Annotated in this window: 15 protein-coding genes and 1 tRNA gene; 9 read left to right on the top strand and 7 right to left on the bottom strand. The window is 64.0% G+C overall.

Annotated elements, in window-relative coordinates:
• Positions 1–50: 50 nt before the first annotated feature.
• Positions 51–1,151 carry a DUF3471 domain-containing protein gene (locus tag AB4136_RS12185; protein ID WP_024924132.1) on the top strand — a complete coding sequence of 367 codons (1,101 nt, stop codon included), beginning with the start codon at positions 51–53 and terminating at the stop codon, positions 1,149–1,151.
• Between the two features lie 529 nt (positions 1,152–1,680).
• Here the strand turns inward: AB4136_RS12185 and pdxR are convergent.
• Complete coding sequence (gene pdxR, locus AB4136_RS12190) at positions 1,681–3,171, bottom strand: MocR-like pyridoxine biosynthesis transcription factor PdxR (protein WP_024924131.1); 1,491 nt, start codon at positions 3,169–3,171, stop codon at positions 1,681–1,683.
• 640 nt (positions 3,172–3,811) lie between these two features.
• On the opposite strand from pdxR, the gene pgi reads away from it, so the two are divergent.
• Positions 3,812–5,455 (top strand): glucose-6-phosphate isomerase, encoded by a 1,644-nt coding sequence (gene pgi / locus AB4136_RS12195; protein ID WP_024922347.1) that lies wholly within the window; start codon positions 3,812–3,814, stop codon positions 5,453–5,455.
• 6 nt (positions 5,456–5,461) lie between these two features.
• Entirely contained in the window at positions 5,462–6,172 is a 711-nt protein-coding gene (locus AB4136_RS12200; protein ID WP_024922348.1) for an HAD family hydrolase, read from the top strand.
• 149 nt (positions 6,173–6,321) lie between these two features.
• On the opposite strand, the gene AB4136_RS12205 is transcribed toward AB4136_RS12200, so the two are convergent.
• Positions 6,322–7,167 carry a hypothetical protein gene (locus tag AB4136_RS12205; RefSeq protein WP_036257056.1) on the bottom strand — a complete coding sequence of 282 codons (846 nt, stop codon included), beginning with the start codon at positions 7,165–7,167 and terminating at the stop codon, positions 6,322–6,324.
• Positions 7,168–7,914: 747 nt separating this feature from the next.
• On the opposite strand from AB4136_RS12205, the gene AB4136_RS12210 reads away from it, so the two are divergent.
• The 3 genes from AB4136_RS12210 to zwf all read left to right on the top strand — a co-directional run bounded on the left by AB4136_RS12210 (position 7,915) and on the right by zwf (position 10,812).
• Positions 7,915–8,205 (top strand): hypothetical protein, encoded by a 291-nt coding sequence (locus AB4136_RS12210; protein WP_024922350.1) that lies wholly within the window; start codon positions 7,915–7,917, stop codon positions 8,203–8,205.
• Between the two features lie 194 nt (positions 8,206–8,399).
• Positions 8,400–9,413: a phosphogluconate dehydrogenase (NAD(+)-dependent, decarboxylating) gene (gene gnd / locus AB4136_RS12215; RefSeq protein ID WP_024922351.1), complete on the top strand. Its 1,014-nt coding sequence runs from the start codon at positions 8,400–8,402 to the stop codon at positions 9,411–9,413.
• Positions 9,414–9,426: 13 nt separating this feature from the next.
• Positions 9,427–10,812: a glucose-6-phosphate dehydrogenase gene (zwf, locus tag AB4136_RS12220; protein ID WP_024922352.1), complete on the top strand. Its 1,386-nt coding sequence runs from the start codon at positions 9,427–9,429 to the stop codon at positions 10,810–10,812.
• A gap of 517 nt (positions 10,813–11,329) precedes the next feature.
• Here the strand turns inward: zwf and AB4136_RS12225 are convergent.
• Both AB4136_RS12225 and AB4136_RS12230 read right to left on the bottom strand, forming a co-directional pair.
• Entirely contained in the window at positions 11,330–12,076 is a 747-nt protein-coding gene (locus AB4136_RS12225) for a class I SAM-dependent methyltransferase (protein ID WP_024922353.1), read from the bottom strand.
• Between the two features lie 24 nt (positions 12,077–12,100).
• Complete coding sequence (locus AB4136_RS12230; RefSeq protein WP_024922354.1) at positions 12,101–12,994, bottom strand: DMT family transporter; 894 nt, start codon at positions 12,992–12,994, stop codon at positions 12,101–12,103.
• Positions 12,995–13,259: 265 nt separating this feature from the next.
• On the opposite strand from AB4136_RS12230, the gene AB4136_RS12235 reads away from it, so the two are divergent.
• Together AB4136_RS12235 and AB4136_RS12240 are read left to right on the top strand one after the other, a co-directional pair.
• The gene (locus AB4136_RS12235) at positions 13,260–14,462 is read left to right on the top strand and encodes a GGDEF domain-containing protein (protein WP_024922355.1); all 1,203 of its coding nucleotides are present in this window, start codon (positions 13,260–13,262) and stop codon (positions 14,460–14,462) included.
• Positions 14,463–14,774: 312 nt separating this feature from the next.
• A tRNA-Arg gene (locus AB4136_RS12240) sits at positions 14,775–14,851 on the top strand.
• A 103-nt stretch (positions 14,852–14,954) separates the two neighbouring features.
• Here the strand turns inward: AB4136_RS12240 and AB4136_RS12245 are convergent.
• Positions 14,955–16,106: an acyltransferase family protein gene (locus AB4136_RS12245; RefSeq protein WP_024922569.1), complete on the bottom strand. Its 1,152-nt coding sequence runs from the start codon at positions 16,104–16,106 to the stop codon at positions 14,955–14,957.
• 296 nt (positions 16,107–16,402) lie between these two features.
• On the opposite strand from AB4136_RS12245, the gene AB4136_RS12250 reads away from it, so the two are divergent.
• The gene (locus AB4136_RS12250) at positions 16,403–17,194 is read left to right on the top strand and encodes a metallophosphoesterase family protein (RefSeq protein ID WP_024922570.1); all 792 of its coding nucleotides are present in this window, start codon (positions 16,403–16,405) and stop codon (positions 17,192–17,194) included.
• A gap of 28 nt (positions 17,195–17,222) precedes the next feature.
• Here AB4136_RS12250 and AB4136_RS12255 read toward each other — a convergent pair whose 3' ends face one another.
• Positions 17,223–19,583: a polysaccharide biosynthesis tyrosine autokinase gene (locus AB4136_RS12255; RefSeq protein WP_024922571.1), complete on the bottom strand. Its 2,361-nt coding sequence runs from the start codon at positions 19,581–19,583 to the stop codon at positions 17,223–17,225.
• 88 nt (positions 19,584–19,671) lie between these two features.
• On the bottom strand, positions 19,672–20,568 hold the full coding sequence (locus AB4136_RS12260; protein WP_024922572.1) for a UTP--glucose-1-phosphate uridylyltransferase: 897 nt from the start codon (positions 20,566–20,568) through the stop codon (positions 19,672–19,674).
• Positions 20,569–20,612 lie beyond the last annotated feature (44 nt).

Genomic DNA, 20,612 nt, shown 5'->3' on the forward strand with positions numbered 1-20,612 from the left:
GCTTGAGCCGAACCTATGGTCATACCTTACAGCGGTCTTCAGGAGGGTTCATGGACGACCGGACAACAGACAATCACATCGCCGTGACCGAATGGCTGAGTGCCGCCGAATGCGCCGATCGCATCGGGCTGACGGTGCGGGCGTTGCGACTCTACGAACGCTACGGGCTGATCAGGCCGCGCCGCACCCAAAAGGACTGGCGGCTCTACGGCACCGCCGACATCGCCCGCCTGACCGAGGTGCTGGCGCTGAAGCGGCTCGGCCTCTCGCTTTCCACCATCGCCGGCCTGCTGGCCGGCCGTGAAACCGACCTCGAGCGCATGCTGGCCATGCAGCATTCCGTGCTGCGCGAAACGCGCGAACGGGCCGAGCACGGCCTGTCCATCGTCGAGGCGATGCGCGCAAAACTCGCCGGCGGCGGCCATGTCTCGATCGACGATCTCGTCAACCTGACCAAGGAGACCAAGATGACCGACACCTCATCGGACGCCATCGCCTGGCGTCGCTACGAACAGGCAAGACCGCGCACCGAGGTCGAGATCGACCGGGCCGTCTACGCCGATTATGCCGGCCATTATCGGCTGGAAGACGGGCCGGGCCTCGCCGTCATCCATCGTGGCGACCATCTCTTCATCCAGGTGACCGGCCAGCCGGAGGTGGAAGCCTTTCCCGAAAGCGATCGCTCCTTCTTCCTCAAGCTGGTGCCGGCGCAGATCACTTTTCAACGCTCGGCCGATGGCGCCGTCGACAGGCTGGTGCTGCACCAGGGCGGTCTGGATATGACCGCGCAGCGCATCGACGAGACCGCCAGCCGCGAGATGGATGCGGCCCTGGCCAAGCGTATCCGCGACAGGACGCCGGTACCGGGCAGCGAAGCGTTGTTGCGCGCGACCATCAGCGACCATATGCGCGGCGAGCCCGACTACGAGCGGATGAGCCCGGCATTGGCGGCGGCGGCGCGCGCGCAGAAGGACGTTATCGCCAACGACCTGGCGCGTCTGGGTGCGCTGGTCGATGTGACATTCCGGGGTGTCAGCCAGGAAGGTTGGGACGTCTACGACGTGCGGTTCGAGCATGGCGAAGTGGAATGGAGTTTCGACCTGACGCCCGAGGGCAAATTCGGCGGCATGTTCCTGCGCCCAAGGCCCTAGAACCCGCGGAAGGGCATTTCGTCCCCGGTCGCGTCACAGCGACAACCAGCACCGTCGAATGCATCGTTAGGGAGCCCGCCCGAAGGTGTTTGGCTGGACTATACGCGCGTGCGCGCATTCGCGCCGTTGGGTGATGGCTTGGCCTATCGTCACCGGATTTGGTGCGTCTCTGGCCCAATGGGTTCCAGCGCGGGATTTTGGCCGCCGGTCCAAGGAGGGGCATTTGGCAAACCTACTGGTATGGACCGGCGTGCTTGCCGCGCTCAGTCTGCTGACCGCAGGCGTTTGGTGGCTGCTGCCAATGTGCCTGCCCGTCTCTTTCGCCTTGCGGCTGCAGTGACGCGAGGCGGCGCTGCCCGACCACTGTCGACTGGACGATTGGATTGACCATCGACAACGCCCTTGCAGGGCACGATCGGCACAAAAGTTGCGCCGGCTAACATGTTTGCCGGCTCCGACCGTCCTGTCCCCGAAAAGAAAATCGCCCGGCGCGAGGCCGGGCGAAGATGAGCCGTTTGGGAGGATGCGGCTAAGCGGCTGCCGGGCGGCGGCCGGCCGCAGTGGCCAGCTCGCGGATGCCGGGTTCGATATGTTGCAGCGAAATGGACGAGATGCCCAAGCGCATGAAACGCGACGGCTTGTCGGTACGGTCGAAGAAGCGGTCGCCCGGCTCGATGATGACGCTGCGGCTGGCCGCTGCGCCGGCGAGGTCACGCGAATCCGTTCCGCGCGGGCCCTCCAGCCAGAGCGACGTGCCGCCGGCCGAATCGGTGGCGCGCCATTCCGGCAGGAAGGCCGAGATCGCGTGCACCAGCCGCTTGCGCCGCTCGTCGAAGGCCGACGACAGACGCCGCACGAGCGCCTCGTGATGGCCGAGCGAGAGGAACAGCGCCACCGCGCGCTGGTTGTTGGCCGGCGGATGGCGCAGCATGAAGCGGCGCAGCGCGCGCAGTTCCGCGATCAGTCCGGCCGAGGCCACGATGTAGCCAAGCCGCAGGCCCGGAGCCAGCGTCTTCGACATCGAACCGACATAGACGACGCGGCCGGAGCGATCGATGCTCTTCAGCGCCTGCTGCGGCGCCTCGTCCAGCAACTGGCTGTCATAGCCGTCCTCGATGATGATCTGGTTGTGGCGGTTGGCCCGCGCCAGAAGGTCCTGCCGGCGCTCCTGCGACAGCGGCACCATGGTCGGGCACTGGTGGCTCGGCGTGACAAAGACAAAACCGGAATCCGACGGGATCGCCGAGGTGACGATGCCGGACTGGTCGACAGGCACTGGCTGGATATCGGCGCCGGCCAGCCGGAAGATCGAGCGGGCGTCGGGATAGCCCGGGTCTTCCATCGCCACCTTCGAACCCTTGGTCATCAGCAGCGTGGCCAGCATGTAAAGTGCGTTCTGGGCGCCCAGCGTGACGATGATCTCGTCCGGATTGGCGAAGATGCCGCGCCGCGGCAACAGCCGCGCCTGGATCTGTTCGATCAGCAGCGGGTCGTCGCGGTCGACCATGTCGGAGGCCCAGTTGCGGATCTCCAGCACGGCCAGCGCCATGCGGTTGCACTCGCGCCACTCGGCGGTGGGGAACAGCGCCGGGTCGAACTGGCCGTATACGAACGGATATGACGACTTGATCCAGTTGTCGTGCTTGGCCGGCGGCGGCATGTCGCTGGCGGCGATCTGGCGGCGTGCTTTCCAGTCGATCTCGTTGGACTGTTCCGGCGTCTTCTGCGGCTTGGCCGGCGTCGCCAGCACTTCCGGATTGACGAAGTGGCCGCGCCGCTCGCGCGCCACCAGGAAGCCCTGGTCGACGAGCTGCTGGAAGGCCAGCACCACCGTGCCGCGCGCGACGCCGAGTTTTTCGGCCAGGATGCGGCACGAAGGAAGCGGCATGGAAGCGGCGATCTGACGGTCGAGGATGGCTGCCACGATCGCCTGGCGGATCTGTGCCTGCAGGGTTTGGCCGGACTCGGCGGAAATCCTGAACAGGCCCGACCATATCGCGGTGTCGTTTCTCTGTGGCATATCCTAGCGCTCCTCGGTGGACAGTCTTTTTTGTTTTGTGGACCAGTGAACTGTATGATTGGTACAAGGGGTTGCGCCAATCAATTTTTCTGATCGCTGGGATTTATGCCAGTGATCCTTCATTCCCCGCCGTGAACAACGGAGGGTAGAAATTTCTCGCTTTGGTTGATGTTGGTCACCGCTAGTGTCGTGACACGGGCATCGCGCGACAATTTCCCGTTCCGGCATGGATTCCCGACACTCTCCGCTCCCTACGGTCGCTCACGAGGTCGGGAATGACGAGCTTTCCTTGCCTCGTGCAAATCGAGAACGCTGGCCTATCCCCAGCGCTGGAGATCGGCCGAGACGTCCCTTGCCTTCCGTTATTCCCGACCTCGTGAGGGAGCGAAGCGACCGGAGAGTGTCGGGAATCCATGCCGGAACGGTGGTATTTGGCACAGGGGCGTGGAACCAGACCGACAGTGGCGACGAATTTCGATCGTCATATGTCGTGCAAGGATGAGCAAAGCCCCGTGGTGCTCCGACGAGGCGCTTGAACCGATTGAAACTCCGCGAGATAAGTTCGTCACCAGCCTCTCGCTTGCCGCATTCGCTCTGCTAGACTGCGGCCGAACCACCCCCGCTACCTCCGGAGATCGCCGTGGACCGCACCGCTTTCGACAAACAGCTCGCCGCCCTTCGCGCCCATCGCGCCGCCACATCGATGAACATGCGCGCGGTCTTCGCCGCCGATCCGGACCGCTTCAAGCGCTTCTCGGCGCTGGACGGCGACCTTCTGCTCGACTGGTCGAAATGCGCGGTCGACGCCCGGACCATGGAGTTGCTCGAGGGCCTAGCCAAGGCCGCCGATGTCGAAGGCAGGCGCGCTGCGATGTTTGCCGGCAAACATATCAACATTACCGAGGACCGCGCCGTATTGCACACGGCGCTGCGCAATCTCTCCGGCAAGGGGCTTACCGTCGACGGCCAGGACGTGCAGAAGGACGTCCGCTCGGTGCTCGACGCGATGAGCGTCTTCGCCGACGCGATCCGCTCGGGCAAGGCGGCCGGCCATACCGGCAAGAAGATCACCGACATCGTCAACATCGGCATCGGCGGCTCCGACCTTGGCCCTGTCATGGCGACGCTGGCGCTCGCTCCCTATCACGACGGGCCGCGCGCGCACTACGTCTCCAACATCGACGGCGCCCATATGCATGACACGCTGAAGGGCCTGTCGGCGGAGACGACCTTGTTCATCGTCGCCTCCAAGACCTTCACCACCGTCGAGACCATGACCAACGCCGAAACGGCGCGCAAATGGGTGGAGGCCAAGCTCGGCAAGGAAGCGGTCGGCAAGCATTTCGCCGCCGTCTCCACCGCGCTCGACCTCGTCGCCAAGTTCGGCATCGAGAAGGACCGTGTGTTCGGCTTCTGGGACTGGGTTGGCGGGCGTTATTCGGTGTGGGGCGCCATCGGCCTGCCGGTGATGATCGCCGTCGGGCCGGAAAACTTCCGCGCCATGCTTTCCGGCGCGCATGAGATGGACGAGCATTTCGTCGCCGCGCCGCTGACCAGGAACCTGCCGGTGCTGCTCGGCCTGGTCGGGTTCTGGCATCGCGTCGTCTGCGGCTACCCGGCCCGCGCGGTCATTCCCTACGACCAGCGCCTGTCGCGCCTGCCGGCCTATCTCCAGCAGCTCGATATGGAATCGAACGGCAAGAGCGTCATGCTGGACAGCGCCGGCGCGGTGACGCCGACCGGCCCGCTGGTGTGGGGCGAGCCCGGCACCAATGGCCAGCACGCCTTCTTCCAGTTGCTGCACCAGGGCACCGACATCATCCCGGTCGAGTTCATCGCCGCCGCTGTCGGCCACGAGCCGGACCTGAAGCACCATCACGATCTCCTGCTCGCCAATGTCGTGGCGCAGTCGGAAGCGTTGATGAAAGGCCGCACGCTGGAAGAGGCGCGCGCCCAGATGCTGGCCAAGGGCATGAAGCCCGAGCAGGTCGACAAGATCGCCCCGCACCGGGTCTTCTCGGGCAATCGGCCGTCGCTCACCATTCTCTACCGCAAGCTCGACCCGCGCACTTTCGGCCGGCTGATCGCGCTTTACGAACACCGCGTCTTCGTCGAGGGCACGCTCTATGACATCAATTCCTTCGACCAGTGGGGCGTCGAACTCGGCAAGGAACTGGCGACAAGCCTGCTTCCTGTCGTTGAGGGCAAGGAGAATGCCGCCAGGAGGGATGCCTCGACCGCCGGGCTGGTGGGACATATTCACCGGCTAAGCGGACGGGAGTAAGAAATTTTGGCGGGCATCAAGGGCATCCTTTTCGACAAGGACGGGACACTGATCGATTTTCACGCCACCTGGTCGGGGGTGGCGGACCGCATGGCGCTGGAGGCGGCGGCTGGCGACCGCGCCAAGGCCGACGAATTGCTGGCCAAGGCCGGTTATGATTTCGAGACCAAGGGTTTCAAGGCCGATTCCATCTTCGCAGCCGGCACCAATGCCGACATCATCGCGCTGTGGTTCCCGGAATTGTCGGCGGCCGAACAGCGCGAGGCGCTGGACCATTTCAACGAAATCAGCACCGAACAGGGCTCGGCAATGGCCGTGCCGCTGCCGGGCATCGCCGGAGCGCTGGCGGCGTTGCATGCGAAATCCTACCGGCTGGGGGTCGCCACCAACGATTCGACCGCCGGCTGCGAGCGCACACTTTCCGCGATCGGCATGGCGCAGCTGTTCGACGCCGCCTATGGCTATGACGCGGTCGCCAACCCGAAGCCGGCGCCGGACGCGGTGCTGGCCTTCTGCGACCTCACCGGTCTGAAGCCGTCCGAGGTTGCCATGGTCGGCGACAATCGTCACGACCTCGACATGGCCCGCGCCGGCGGCTGCGGCCTGGCGGTCGGTGTCCTGTCCGGCACCGGCACGCGCGAATCGCTGGCCCCGCTCGCCGACGTCGTGCTGGCCTCGGTCGCCGACCTGCCGGCGTTTCTGGCCGGGCGGGGGTGAGGAGGCGATAGCGATACAAGGCAAAGGACCTGGTACTCAGCTCTCTGAATTTAGACGACCCAAGCTACCTCGGGAGTTGGTCTATGTTGGAGCGATGATCGCGTCAGCGATATCGACTGTTAATCGTCGATTTACCAAAAAACCTTCTACTATCTACGACTTTCCTTCGCCAAATCTTCATAATATTGGGCGCGCCTGAAATCCTCGATTTTGGCCGTGATGCCAGAGCTGCACTCAGGACAACAAGTTGCCGGCAAATCATAACGCTCAATCAGTGTCATTCGACCTTCATCATAATCCCACTCAAGGAAGCTGTCCGTTTCTATCACATCACAAGCAAACACCATTTGCCCGCACGATTCACAGTCTGATACAAGTTCTCTCCGCTGGCAGAAGCAACATTGCTCCTCGGCAACGATAAACGTGTCTTCATTGCATTCTGGGCAAAGCCAGACTTCCCCTTCATTGCTCTTTGCGTAGATGCGCGCCTTTTGGAGCATTTCGGCGCGAGCCTTAACACGTTGTAGAATTTTCTGGAGGTCATCCTCGTCTATGAAATCTGGAGGGGTGAGATCCAAATGCTCGCGATAAAAGAAAATCACGAAAGCGAATATCTCCGAGAACTTCGCCTCAGTTGCCTCTATTCCATGATCGAATTCATAATGGACCAGTTCATTTCGTAAATTTATCGCAGATCGAATCTTTAAATGATCGACATCGCTGATCGAAATGTTTCCTATTGTTGGATCTTTTATTCGAGAAAGCGCTAAATTTATCCCAACGGTCTTGCCGGGTTTGTCTATGGATTCTAAAACGAATGCTGGATGGATAAGCCTCAAATATTCCTTGAAGGCTAACTCCATTGCCTGAACAACATTAACAATCGCAAATTTCCATTTATCAGCGCTGTGCTCTTCTCGGTGAGCATAGCGTACGGCCTCTCTAAAATAAGAGATGCTGTTCTCTAGAAGTGCAAGTTTGTGATCGTTGGCCATCTATCTGAGATAATGCGCTTAGTTAATAACTAACAGTCATTGCTAACATAATCTCATAATAAATCGTGGAGGACGCGAGATATCGGGCCCGCGATCCGGAAGGCCATCTGTGGACCTTCGCCGAGACGGTGAGGCACGTTCCCGTCAACGTCGCCGAACAGCTGAGCGGCTGCACCATCGAAGGCTGGCATCGGGGTAGAGAGTGACGCCCACAAACCCGACGCTATGAGCGTTGAGGGGTAGCGCTGTCGTCATTCCGGAAGCCGAAGCGCAGCGAAGGCTATCCGGAACCCATTGGTCGCAACATCGTAAGGCACGGCCCGGTCCTCGTTCTGAACCGTTCATGCAGCCGAACCGGCGCTGCGTGCTTCATTCCCATCGGCACGATCTTCGTTCCCGGCCGCGCTTCTCAATGGGTTCCGGGTCGGCACTCGGCTTCGCCTCGCTTGCCCGGAATGACGGGCGCAGAGTGGTTCGCCGCTTCTTCAGCCTGCCGTGCTGGTCGACCAGGGCGCCGGCAAGGGAGGCCACCCGGTTCGAAATCCCCTCCACATTCTTCTGGCTTGATGACGGCAGGCCGATCGCCAATGGCTCGCCCGCCACAGCTCCTTATCTTTTCTTGATCTTTTGCGCCTCGATCCCGTCTCGAATTCTTATCCGCGCACGCGGTAATCCAATGGGGTTCCCATGCAGACGGTCCGGCCATTGGCGGCTGTGGCCGGCTGGAAGTGCCGCGATCCCCGTTCCATGCAAAGACCCGTCTCCCAGTTCCGCTTCCTGACCAGGACCAACTCCATACCGACGGAGTATTTTGTCCTGGCCAATTTGAAGGCGGTCGGCCCCGTGGTCGGGCACCTCGCCGGCGAGCCGATCCGCGACGCGGTCCTCGACGAGGGCGGCCGCCGTTACCGTTTCGCCGGCGTCATGCCGCGCACCGCGACCGGACGCTTCGCCGTCGAAGCGCTTCGTCCCGGCGAATGGATCGTGCAACCGGGCCTGATCTACCGGCTCGAGGAACCGGCGCCGATGTGCGCCTGAGGCAAATGGCGCGGCGCCGTGTGTGCCATTCCCGATCGCGAAGAACGGGCCCGGCGCCGTTCCTTTGAAATCCCCTTCACATTCTTCTGGCTTGATGGCGACGGATCGGAGATTGTCGGCGTCTCGGTTGCGTCGGCCCGAAGCCGGCGGGCAGGGCGATCGGGCAGGCCAATTTCAGCGAGCAGGAAGCGAACATGCAGATCGGAATGATGGGACTGGGCAGGATGGGCGCCAACATGGTCAGGCGCCTGCAGCGCGACGGCCATGAATGCGTCGTCTACGATATCAACCCGGCCAGCGTCGAAGCCCTGGTCAAGGAAGGTGCCACTGGCGCCGGCTCGCTGGAGGAGTTCGTCGGCAAGCTGGCCAAGCCGCGCGCGGTCTGGCTGATGCTGCCGGCCGCCATCACCGGCAAGGTCGCCGACCAGGTGGCGGCGTTCATGGACAAGGGCGACATCATCATCGATGGCGGCAATTCCAACTATCGCGACGCGGTCGACCAGGCGGCGAAGTTCGCGACCAAGGGCCTGGCTTTCGTCGATGTCGGCACCAGCGGCGGCGTCTGGGGGCTGGAACGCGGCTACTGCCTGATGATCGGCGGTCCCGACGATGCGGTGAAACATCTCGACCCGATCCTCGCTTCGCTGGCGCCCGGCGCCGACCATGGCGCCAATCCCGACAAGGCGGCGGGCACCGCGCCTTTCGGCTACCTGCACTGCGGCCCGAGCGGCGCCGGCCACTTCGTCAAGATGGTGCATAACGGCATCGAATATGGCGTCATGGCCGCCTATGCCGAGGGCGTGAATATCCTGAAGGCCGCCAATTCCGGCAAGGCCGACCGCAGCGCCGACGCCGAGACCTCGCCGCTCAGCGAGCCGCAATATTACCAGTTCGACATCGACCTGCCCGCGGTCACCGAAGTGTGGCGCCACGGTTCGGTGATCGGCTCATGGCTGCTCGATCTCACCGCCAGCGCGCTCAAGGCCGACCCTGCGCTGGCGCAGTTCGGCGGCCGCGTCTCCGATTCCGGCGAAGGCCGCTGGACGCTCAAGGCCGCCATCGACACCGGCGTGCCGGCGCCGGTGTTGTCGTCGGCTCTGTTCGACCGCTTCTCCTCGCAGGGCGAGTCCGCCTTCGCCGACAAGCTCCTGTCTGCGATGCGTTATGCCTTCGGCGGCCATCTCGAAAAGCCGAAAAACGGCGCGTGAGGGGATAACGACCATGGCTGTTGCGGCTGAACCCCGATCCGACGTGCTTGTGCTGTTCGGCGCCACCGGCGACCTGGCGCACAAGAAGATCTTTCCCGCGCTCTATTCCATGGTGGCGCGCGGCCACCTGACCGAGCCGATCATCGGCATCGCCTTCGACAGTTGGACGGTCGAGCAACTGGCGGCGCGCGCCCGCGACGGCATCCAGGCCGCGATCGGCACGGTGGACGAGGCGGTGTTCGCCAAGCTCGCCGGCCTGCTGCGTTATGTCAGCGGCGATTATCGCAGCCAGGAAACCTTCGACAAATTGAAGGACGCGCTGACCGGCTTCCGCCACCCGCTCTATTATCTGGCCGTGCCGCCGTCGATGTTCGAGCCGGTGGTGCAGGGGCTGGAGCAGTCGGGCGGCGCCGCCGGCGCCAGGCTGATGGTGGAAAAGCCGTTCGGCCGCGACCTGCAGTCGGCGCGCTGGTTGAACCGGGTGCTGCACATCGTCTTCGACGAGAACTCGATCTTCCGCATCGACCATTATCTCGGCAAGGAGGCGATCCAGAACCTGCTCTATTTCCGCTTCGCCAACTCCTTCCTCGAACCGATCTGGAACCGCAACTATGTCGAGAGCGTGCAGATCACCATGGCCGAGGATTTCGGCGTGCAGGGGCGCGGCAAGTTCTACGACGAGGTCGGCTGTATCCGCGACGTCATCGAGAACCATCTGCTCAACATCCTGCTCTTGCTGGCCATGGAGCCGCCATCGGGCCGCTCGGCCGAAGACCTGATCGACGAGAAGGTGCAGGTCCTGAAGGCCGTTCGCACGCTGGCCAAGGACGATGTGGTGCGCGGACAGTTTGCCGGCTATCTGCAGGAGCCGGGCGTGGCGCCGGGCTCCACGGTGGAGACTTTCGCCGCGGTGCGCTTCCTCGTCGACACCTGGCGCTGGCAGGACGTTCCGTTCTTCATTCGCGCCGGCAAGAACCTGCCGGTGCGCGCCACCGAAGTGGTGGTCAAGCTGAAGCGGCCGCCGCTCGACGTGTTCGACGCCATCGCGCCGGACGAGGCCAACTATCTGCGCTTCCGCATCAACCCGGAAATCTCCATCAGCATCGGCGCCCGCCGCAAGCTGGCCGGCGACGAGATGGTGGGCGAGCAGGTGGAGCTTTCGGCCGTGGACGATTCGGCCGGCGACATGGAGCCGTATGAGCGCCTGATCGGCGACGCCATGAACGGCGACATACGCCTGTTCACCCGCCAGGACGCCTCCGAGGCTGCCTGGCGCATCGTCGGGCCCGTGCTGGACGACAAGAGCCAGCCGGCGATCTACGAGCCGGGCACCTGGGGTCCGGCCGAGGCGATGGCGAAGTTCGGGCCGCCGAACGGCTGGGTCGATCCGGCGAAGTGAGCGCCTACTGCATCGGCCAGAAAATCGGAATCGATTTTCGGTAGGCACGATGCAGCAGATTCAAAATGTTAGAGCGTCCTTTGCGCGTCCAATCGGACGCGCGGCGCTCTAGCGACTGCATAGAAAAAGACCGGGACGCTTCGAGCGTCCCGGCCGAAGCTGAGGCGCCAGCGCCTCTCGGGAGGGAAGAACACAACCGGTGGAACGGGAGGAATCACCGGAAGCTTTTTTCAGCTTGCGCCCGGAAACGCCCATTGGCGAAGCATGGAATTCTGTTTTTTCCGCCATTCGCGCAAAATCCGGGGTTATCCACCGGGCAATCACAGGCTGCGTGGAAAGGCGTTCTGTAGCGAGGGTTGATGCTGTGGGGTGGAGTCTCCTTCTCCCCTTGCGGGAGAAGGTGGCCGAGCCGAAGGCGAGGTCGGATGAGGGGTGCTGGAAGAAACGAGGCGCTTCAGAATGAGCGTTCGGTAAACTCACCGCACAACTTGCACGGTAGCACTCCGTCCAACACCCCTCATCCGCCCTCGCCTTCGGCTAGGGCACCTTCTCCCGCAAGGGGAGAAGGGAAGGCGCTGTGCTCAGCGCTAAACGCAAACACGGTCGCCGGCGTCCCGGCACCCGCTTCACCGAAATCCGATACCTGATATTCGGCGATCGCCGCCAGCCTCTGACGGGGCAGATGGGCACGGCCCGGATCGCCGACCAGAACGGTGATGCCCATGGCGAGGCAACGATCAAGGAAGGCGGTGACGCGCCGCGCAAGGCTTCGGTCATAAAACAGGTCGCCGACCGTTATCAGGTCGACGGATGGCGGTTCTCCGGCGGTCAGGTCGGCCTGCAGGGTTTCAAACGTCACATCGTTCAACGCTGCATTGAGGCGTGCTGCAATGATCGCATGCGCGTCGATGTCCACGCCCGTCACACTGCTGGCGCCGGCCCTGGCGGCGGCGATGGCGACAAGGCCGGAGCCGGTGCCAAGGTCCAGCACAGCCCGCCCGCGAACTGTTTCAGGATGGTCGAGCAGATAACGCGCCAGCACGGTGCCGCCGGCCCAATGATAGGCCCAGTAAGGCGAGCGCCCTGCACCGGTCGACCCGCCGGCCATTTCCGCGAGACGCCGCAACCCGCTCGACGGCTGTGCGCCATGCAGCCGGATTTCGGCAATGCCGGGAACCGGCGCCAGCGGCAGATTGGCCAGGATGAAGGCTGTTGCATCGGCTTCGGGCGTTTCGGCCGGCTTGGCTGGCAAGGGCAGGGTCATGGCTCTCAGCCTAGCGCGGCCGCGTCACTTCATGAAGATCAGCGCCATGCCGGCCACCACCAGTGCCGCACCCGCCCACGCGCCTGCTGCCGGCCGTTCGCCGGTGCGCAGCCACAGCAGCGGCAGGATGATGACGGGCGAGGTCGCCGACAGCGTCGAGACGATGCCGACCTTGCCGCCGGACAGCGCGAACAACAGCAAGGTCATGCCGATGGCCAGCGCCAGAATGCCGGTCAGCGCCGTCAGGGCCGCCACTTTCCACGTCAGCGGGCCTTTCGGCTTCAGCGCCGGGATGGGCAATTGAATGAGAATGCTGAGGAACGCGGCCGCGATGCCGACCCTGAGCATGGAGGCGAGGAACGGATCGATGCCCGTCGCCATGACAGGCCGGGCGATGATGGAGCCGATGGCCTGGCCGGTTGCGGCGCCGAGGCCGAGCGCGACGCCGATCCAGAGCGGGCCCTTGACCGTTTCCCATTGATGCAATTGCGAGCGGCGCTTGCCGAACAGGATGGCGAGCAGCACGCCGCCAACGATCAAGGCGATGCCGAACACCGCCTTCGTGCTCAGCGTTTCGCCAAGCAGCAGCCAGCCGAGCATCGCCGCGATGGGCGCGTTGAGCGCGAACAATATGCCCGAGCGCCGCGGGCCGACCCGGTTCAGCGTGGCGAACAGCAGCGTGTCGCCGATGAAGATGCCGATCAGGCCCGACGCCAAAAGCGGCCACACATTGGCTGCGTCGAGTTCGCGCCAGGCGCCGGTGGCAAGCACGTAAAGCGCCAGCATGGCGGTGACGAAGATCTGCCGGACGCGGTTGAAGGCGGGCGCGCCGAGATGACCGGCCGGCCCCGCCGAGATGATGCCGGTGAGCGCCCAGCAGACGGCGGCGCCGAGCGCCGCGAGTTCGTGGATGGGCATTTCGCCTCGCCGGGTTCTGCGACGGCCGCCGTACCGTCATGGTGGTTGCGGCGTTCGGCCGTTTGCCTATCGATACTCCGCTTCGCGGCGCCGCGGCGCGCCGATTGTGTGGAATTCCGGTTCGTCCACAGGCGCGTGGGCGCAACGAAGCGACATTCGAAGCCGCAACGGCCGGCATTGTCGCGGATTTGAAACAAGATGGAGACATCATCTTAACAGGCGGGCAAGCCGCGGTCCTTAGGAGGAGGGTCGAGGGGCCGCTCTTATGAAACTCGACTTTCTGACACTCTACATCGTCATCCTGCTCAACTCGCTGACGGTTGCGATCATCTGGGGCGCGATTGCCTATCGCTATCGCAATTTCGCGGCAGCGCGCGTCTGGCTGGGCGCCTGCGTTCTTTCCACAATCGGCGGCTCCGTGCTCGCCCTCCAGGGCAATGAGGGCAGCTATGTGCCGGCCGTGGTCGGCAACGGCTTCGTCATCTACGGCTTCTGCCTGTTCTGGGTCGGCGTGCGTGTGTTCTACGGCCTCTCGGGTGGTTGGAAGGCAAGTGCCGCCATCACCGCCGGCAGCCTGTTCCTGCTCGTGCTTTTGTTTGGAAGCCTGCAGGGCCGCAACCTCGTCTATGCAGGCGGCCAGTCGGTTCCGCTGGTCATCGCCGCCTATTATCTGATCAGCCAGCAGCGCCGCGATCTCGGTGCCATGATCGCCGCCACCGCCATGATCGTCGGCGTGCTCGGCCATGTCATCGAGAGTGGCCTGAACATCGGCCTGATGCTGGGCAACGTCGACCAGGATTTCTATTCCACGATCGAATCCTACGCGCTGTTGTGCGTCATCTTCTCGGGCGTGGTCTGGAATTTCGGCTTCACCGTCATGTCGATCGGCCGCCTGCGCGAGGAACTGGCCGAGATGGCGATGACCGACGACCTCACCGGCGTGCCCAACCGCCGGCAATTCCTCGCCACCTTGCAGGGCGAGGATCAGCGCTCGCGCCGCACTGGCCGCCATTTCTCGCTGATGCTGATCGACATCGATCATTTCAAGCGTTTCAACGACACCCACGGCCATGCTTTCGGCGACCGCATCCTGCGCCAGTTCGGCGCCATCGCCACCGCCACCGTGCGCTCGAGCGACACGGTTTTCCGGCTTGGCGGCGACGAGTTCGCCATCCTGTTGCCGGAGACGACCGCCCGCCAGGCGGAAAAGGTGGCCGCGGCACTCGTCGCCACCGTGCGCGAAGGCAGCGGCAAGGCCGAGGACGACGAGCGTTTCACCATCAGCGTCGGTGTCGCCGAATGGTCGCCCGACATCTATGTCGCCGCCGTCGACCTCACCGCCAAGGCGGACGAGGCGCTCTACCGCGCCAAGGCCGCTGGGCGCGACGACTACGCAATTTCGGGGCTGAAGAACCGCAAGGCGGCGATGCAAAGCCACCTCAAGCTGGTGGCGTCGAACGCTTCGTGAAGGCTACCTGTCTCGGCGGTTGCGGTTCGCCTAGCCGGCAGCCTGCTTCAACGCAGGCAGGAAATGACTGAGCCAAAGCGCCGGCGCCAGTCGCAGAGCGTGCCCCCAGCGCCCTCCGGAAGGTATGGCGTAGAGTCTGCTGGTCGTCTGGCTCGCCAGGTGCCGCCGCTCTTCATCAGCACACTGCTATCTCTCAGCATGCGCTTCACTACCATTCCATTTCTGCGTTGAAGCTTCGGGCGGCTTCCGCTAAGAAGCCGTTGCTGGCGGCATTCGCCGGCCGGTTTTCCAGGCCATCCTTCGGCTTCGAAAGCACCCGTAGCTCAGCTGGATAGAGCGCTGCCCTCCGAAGGCAGAGGTCACAGGTTCGAATCCTGTCGGGTGCGCCAATGATTTCAATAAGTTAGATGGCACATGCCCTTTCTAGAAAGAGTTGGGTCGCACTAAACTGCATATTTCCAGAGCCGATCTTCATTCTCCACCAGTCGCGCTCTAACCTCCCCCGCTTTCAGACGGCAGCGGCCGCGCGCCTAGTTGGCCGGGCTTTTTCCTTTCCTCGGTAGCGCAGCCGTTTCGTAGCGGCGGCGCCTCGCGCAGCGGTGGCACGCCGTGGCCGGCGTTGAACAGGAAGAGCAGCAGTGAGGATCGGCGGATGAGCTGGAGGCCGATGACGGCCGAGACCATCGCCAGCGCGGGCAGCGTGAAGAAGGTGATCGGGAAGAGGTCCGAGCCGTAATTGCCGAAGAAGCGCCTGAAGACGATACCGGCGAAGTTGAAGAGGATGGCGTGGCTGCAGAACAGGAGGAAGGCACAGGGTTCGAGCCGGCTGAAGGCTGGCGCCAGCCCCGCGTGCCGGATCAGGCCGGTGAGCGCCCAGAAGCCGCCGGCCATGGTGATGCGCAGCGAGGTGTCGAGGGTCAGCCTGAGCACGGCGTCCATTTCGGCAAGCAGGATGCGTTCGACCCGGATGGTGATGAAGACAGCGACCATCACCACGAGCCCGGCGGTCAGCGCCAGCGCCAGCCGGTCGAGGAACTGAGCGCTCGTCCCGGCGATGCGCAGCCACATGCCGAGGCCGAAAAACAGCATCAGCTGCGGGCGCTGCAGCAGATAAAGATCCTCGCCGAACAGCGTGTAGACGACCAAAAGCGCGATGGTGGGCAGCGCGAAGCGCCGCAGCCCGAACAGCAGAAGCGGCGACAACAGGCTGCAGATGAAGAGGTCGCGCAGGAACCACAGCGGCACGTCCAGCGGCCATCCGGTGACGGCGAAAAAGGCGTTTGACCAGCCGAGCAACGTGTTGTCGGGCATGTCCTGCCATTTGCCCGATATCAGCCCATAGGCGGTCAGCAGCACCAGCATCGCCATGTTCCAGGCGACGAGCGGGACGATGAGCGTCTTGAATTTGGACTTCGCCAGCGACAGCGTGCCGGCCTTCATCAGGCTGGCGACGATGAAATAGCCCGAGACGATGCTGAGCAGCGAAACCGAGCTCAGCCCGACAAGGCGCGACAGGGTGAAATAGACGAGGTCGAAGAAGCCGGGGTCGCGATCATGCACATTCTCGGCGATGCCGGGCTGCACGTGAACGAACATCATGAAGAAGATGCACAGCACGCGCGCAATTCTGACACGGTCGGACACTAACGGCGGAATGGGTGGAACGGCCGGGGCGTGGGAAACAGCGGTTTTCAGGATTCGTCTCCTCGAATCTGGCCGCCCCGGCATGCGGAGCGGCTCGTGACGCGGTCTCTCAGGAGGCGGAGCACGGAGACGCGAAGTGGTGTCTAGGGCGACGGACGAGGTCCGGCGACAAACCTAGGGGATTCGATGCACCCGGCGGGTTCACAAAATGCTACCCGGCATAACAGGACGACGGCTGATGGCGCCGGGCATCCGGTCGCCGCATGCGTTCGGGTTCGTTTGAAACACGGTGCGCGATGAAGGCCGTCGCGCGGTTTCTCGGCCTGAAGGCCGGTTTTGCGCGGCCAAGGCTGCCGCGCCTGCGCCTCGACATGGCCGACACCGCCGTCTACGCGGTCGGCGATATCCATGGCTGCCTCGACGAATTGCTGGCGCTGGAAGATGTGATCGCGGCGGACGCCGCGACGCTGCCGGGCCGCAAGGTCGTCGTCATGCTGGGCGACTATGTCGATCGCGGGCCGGCATCGGCACAGGTCATCGATCACCTGGTCGCGCCGCCGCCGGCGGGGTTGGAGCGGATCTGCCTGGCCGGCAACCACGAACTCGCCATGCTGGATTATCTCGAAGGGCGGCGCGGGCGCTTCCCCTGGCTGCGTATCGGCGGCGAAAGCACGCTTCTGTCCTATGGCATCGACCATCGGCGGCTGGTCGAGATCTGCCGCGACGACCGCCAGGTCGACGACACCATCCGCAAGTCGATCCCGGCGACGCACCTGGCGTTCCTGCGCACGCTGCCGGTGCTGGTGGAAACGGCGCGTTATCTGTTCGTGCATGCCGGCCTGCGGCCGGGCGTGCCGCTGGACAAACAGACCGACGAGGATCTCGTCTCCATCCGCAAGGCCTTTTACGAGCGGGCCGACCTGATGACGCGCTATGTCGTGCACGGCCATACGCCGGTCGAGGAAGCCCGGCGCGACGGCATGCATGTCAATCTCGACACCGGCGCCTTCTTCAGCGGCCGGCTGACGGCGCTGCGCATCTGGCAGGACAAGGGCCGCTATTTCAGCAATCTGCCGCAGGACGCCTGAGAGCGGCGAGGCTCCCGGTCTTCCCGGCTCAGGCCGTCTCCATGCGTTTCGGGTCCGGTTCGGCAACCGTCTGCTCGACATAATAGGAGGCGTAGCGGTCGAGATAGTGCTCGGCGCCGCCGAACAGGCCGTAGTGGGCGAGCTTCTTCATATCGGTCCGGTTCAGCACCACGCCGAGTGTCTTGGCCGCGATCTGGCGGTCGGCCTGCAGGGCGGAACGCACCAAAACGCGCGGCGTCGCCCCCCATTCGGCAACCAGCACGAAACCGTCGGCCAGCGGCGCGAAGGCCTTGGCGTCGACGACAGGTCCAAGCGGCGGCAGGTCGACCACCACATAATCGAAGGATTTGCGCGCTTCCTCGATGAGGCTGGCCATGGCCGGGCCGGAAATCAGCTCGCTGGTGTGCGACATGCGCCGGCGCACCACCGCCGGGAGAATGACCAGCTTGGTCTTGCGGTCGACCAGGCAGGCGCTTTGCCAGCGCTGTTCGCCGACCAGCGCCTCGACCAGGCCCTTGTCGGGCGTCAGCGACAGGCCGCGGCTCAGCCCCGGATTGCGCAGATCGGCATCGATCAGCAAGGTACGCGAACCATTGGCGGCGAGCAGGCCGGCGAAATTGGCGGCAACCGTGGTCTTGCCCTCGCGCGGCAGCACGGAGACGAAGCCGATCACCTTGCCGGCGGTGCGGTGCAGCACCACGTCGGACGCCAGTTTGACGCTGCGCAGCGTCTCGGCGAAAGACGAGGCCGGCTGGTTGATGGCGACCCGCAGGATGCGCGGGGTGACGGTCTCGGCGCTGGCCGGCCGGGCCGTGTCATCCTCCGCCGGCTGGGCTCTCGGGCGCGCGTCGGCATATTGCCCGCCGATCGCCGGCAAATAGCCGAGGAAATTGAGATCGAGCACATCGCGCACGTCCTCGCCGGTGCGGAAAAAGCGTTCGCGGAATTCCTGCACGGCACCGGCCAGCGCGCCGGCGAACAGGCCGAGCACCACCGACAGGCCGAGCACCATCGCCTTGCGCGGGCTGGAGGCCGAGACAGGATTGCCGGCCTGCGAGATGACGCGCGCCTCGGCGATCGGGAAGGAACGCTGCTGCGAGGCTTCCTGGTAACGCGACAGGAAGGATTGGTAGAGGGTGTTCAGCGCCTGCGATTTCTGTTCGAGGTCGCGCAATTCGACCTGCGCTTCGCTCGTCTGCGAATTCTGTCCGGCGAGGTCGCCGACATTGCTGCGCAGCGAATCCTCGCGCGACTTGGCGACCTGATATTCGTTGCGGTAGCTCTCGGTCAGGCGCTGCAGCTCGGCGAAGATCTGGTTGGTCAGGTCGGCCTGTTCGCGGCGCAGCGCCACCGCCTGCGGATGGTCCTGGCCGAAGCGGCTGGAGATGTCCTGCTCGCGCTTGCTGATGTTGAGATAGCGCGACTTCATGTCGTTGATGACGCTGCTGTTGTTGCCGCCGGCGCCTTTCTCCTGCGGGATCGTGGCGTTCTTGACGGCGTTGTCGGACCCGCTGTCGACGATCGACTTGAACTGGTTGTAGCGGGCGAAGGCGTTGGCGGTGTCGGCCTGCGCCAGGATGAGCTGCTTGTTCAGGTCGGAGAGCTGCTGGTCCGACATCAGCTGGCCGCTGGCGGCGGTCAGCCCATGGGCGGTGCGGAACTGTTCCACCTCCAGCGCCGCCTTCTGGGAATTCTGGCGCAGCTCGTCGAGGCGGCCCTGCAGCCAGACCGTGGCGCGCTGGGTGGCATCGAAATTGGCGTCGAGATGGTCCGACAGATAGGCGTTGGCATAGGCGCGCGCGATCGAGCCGGCGAGCTTGGGGTCGCTGGCGGTAAACGACAGGTCGATAACGAGGCTGCGCCCGACGCGTTCGGCGTTGAGCCCGTCCTGCAACAGGCCGATGGCACGGCCGATCTTGGCGTTCTCGACGGAACCGGGCTCGTCCTCCGAGCCCGAGGAGAAGAAGCCGGCAAGGCTCTTTGCAGTCGACTTCAGCCAGCCGAGCGGCGAGCGCGGTGGGTTGAGGAAGGCTTCATTGGCTTGCAGCTTCTCCGCGACCACGACAGCACGGGCGAGGCGACTGGATTTCAGGATTTCCACCTCCGACAGCACCATGGAATCGGCCTGGGTACCGGCCTGCGTCGGCTGCTTGTCCTGCGCGAAACGGGTCAGGCTGTCGTCCAGCAAAATGCGTGTCGAGGCCGTGTATTGCGGCGGCGTCACCACCAGATAGGCGACGCCGAGTATCAGGCCGGCCAGCGCGAACAGTCCGGCCAGCCGTGCCTGACGGCGCGCCGCCGCCAGCAAGGCGTCGAGGTCGATGAAATCGGACCTAGCTTCCGGGGGCATGGGAACCCTGTTGTTCAACGGAAAACTTCCCTGGTTCATGTCTGTTCCGGTGTTCTGTCTCGATGAAGAAAAAGCCGGCCACGGCGCGTGGCCGTGGCGCGATGATTATGTGTCGGGCGGTTTCGGGTCAGGCCGCCCGGCGGCTGCGTGCCTGCAAGGCGATCATCTCCTCGATCGGCTCGAAGACCAGGTCGCGCATGTCCTCGCGGGCCAGCGCGAAGGCGACGTTGGCCTGGATGAAGCCGTCCTTCGAGCCGCAATCGAACATGCGGCCCTCGAATGGGGATGCGTAGAATTTCTGGCTGGCCGACAGCCGCACCATGGCGTCGGTAAGCTGGATCTCGTTGCCCTTGCCGCGTTCCTGCGTGGCCAGAATGTCGAACACTTCCGGCTGCAGCACGTAGCGGCCGTTGATGTAATGGTTGGAAGGGGCGACCTCGGGTGCCGGCTTCTCGACCATCTCCGTGATGACGAAGCCGTCGCCGACGTTGGCGCCCTTGCCGACGATGCCGTAGCTGCCGGTCTCCAGCGGGTCGCATTGCTCGACGGCGACGACATTGCCGCCGGTCTCGTTGTAGAGGTCGATGACGCCGGCAAGACAGCCGCGTTCGCCGAAGGAGACCATGTCGGGCAACAACAGGGCAAAAGGCTCGTCGCCGACGATGTCGCGCGCGCACCAGACGGCGTGGCCGAGGCCGTGCGGCGCCTGTTGGCGGGTGAACGAGACGGTTCCCGGCTGCGGCTGCATACGGGTCAGCGAGGCGAGCTGCTCGTTCTTGCCCGAACGGGCCAGCGTCTCCACCAGCTCCGGCTGGATGTCGAAATAGTCCTCGATCACATGCTTGTTGCGACCGGTGACGAAGACGATGTGCTCGATGCCAGCCTCCAGTGCCTCGTCGACGGCATATTGCACGACGGGGCGATCCACCACCGTCAACATTTCCTTCGGCATCGCCTTCGTGGCTGGCAGAAACCGTGTGCCGAGACCGGCAACCGGTATCACCGCTTTTCTCACCTTTTTCATCGCGTTATCCCTGTTTGAGATCGAGCCCCCGCCGATTTCAAAAA

The sequence above is a fragment of the Mesorhizobium sp. 2RAF21 genome (assembly GCF_052115345.1).
Classification (GTDB): domain Bacteria; phylum Pseudomonadota; class Alphaproteobacteria; order Rhizobiales; family Rhizobiaceae; genus Mesorhizobium; species Mesorhizobium terrae.

What these genes read in the sequence shown, in the direction of transcription:
- AB4136_RS12185 (WP_024924132.1), top strand. Translation starts at nt 51, where the DNA reads ATGGACGACCGGACAACAGACAATCACATCGCCGTGACCGAATGGCTG.
- pdxR (WP_024924131.1), bottom strand. Translation starts at nt 3,171, where the DNA reads ATGCCACAGAGAAACGACACCGCGATATGGTCGGGCCTGTTCAGGATT.
- AB4136_RS12205 (WP_036257056.1), bottom strand. Translation starts at nt 7,167, where the DNA reads ATGGCCAACGATCACAAACTTGCACTTCTAGAGAACAGCATCTCTTAT.
- AB4136_RS12210 (WP_024922350.1), top strand. Translation starts at nt 7,915, where the DNA reads ATGCAAAGACCCGTCTCCCAGTTCCGCTTCCTGACCAGGACCAACTCC.
- gnd (WP_024922351.1), top strand. Translation starts at nt 8,400, where the DNA reads ATGCAGATCGGAATGATGGGACTGGGCAGGATGGGCGCCAACATGGTC.
- zwf (WP_024922352.1), top strand. Translation starts at nt 9,427, where the DNA reads ATGGCTGTTGCGGCTGAACCCCGATCCGACGTGCTTGTGCTGTTCGGC.
- AB4136_RS12225 (WP_024922353.1), bottom strand. Translation starts at nt 12,076, where the DNA reads ATGACCCTGCCCTTGCCAGCCAAGCCGGCCGAAACGCCCGAAGCCGAT.
- AB4136_RS12230 (WP_024922354.1), bottom strand. Translation starts at nt 12,994, where the DNA reads ATGCCCATCCACGAACTCGCGGCGCTCGGCGCCGCCGTCTGCTGGGCG.
- AB4136_RS12235 (WP_024922355.1), top strand. Translation starts at nt 13,260, where the DNA reads ATGAAACTCGACTTTCTGACACTCTACATCGTCATCCTGCTCAACTCG.
- AB4136_RS12250 (WP_024922570.1), top strand. Translation starts at nt 16,403, where the DNA reads ATGAAGGCCGTCGCGCGGTTTCTCGGCCTGAAGGCCGGTTTTGCGCGG.
- AB4136_RS12255 (WP_024922571.1), bottom strand. Translation starts at nt 19,583, where the DNA reads ATGAACCAGGGAAGTTTTCCGTTGAACAACAGGGTTCCCATGCCCCCG.
- AB4136_RS12260 (WP_024922572.1), bottom strand. Translation starts at nt 20,568, where the DNA reads ATGAAAAAGGTGAGAAAAGCGGTGATACCGGTTGCCGGTCTCGGCACA.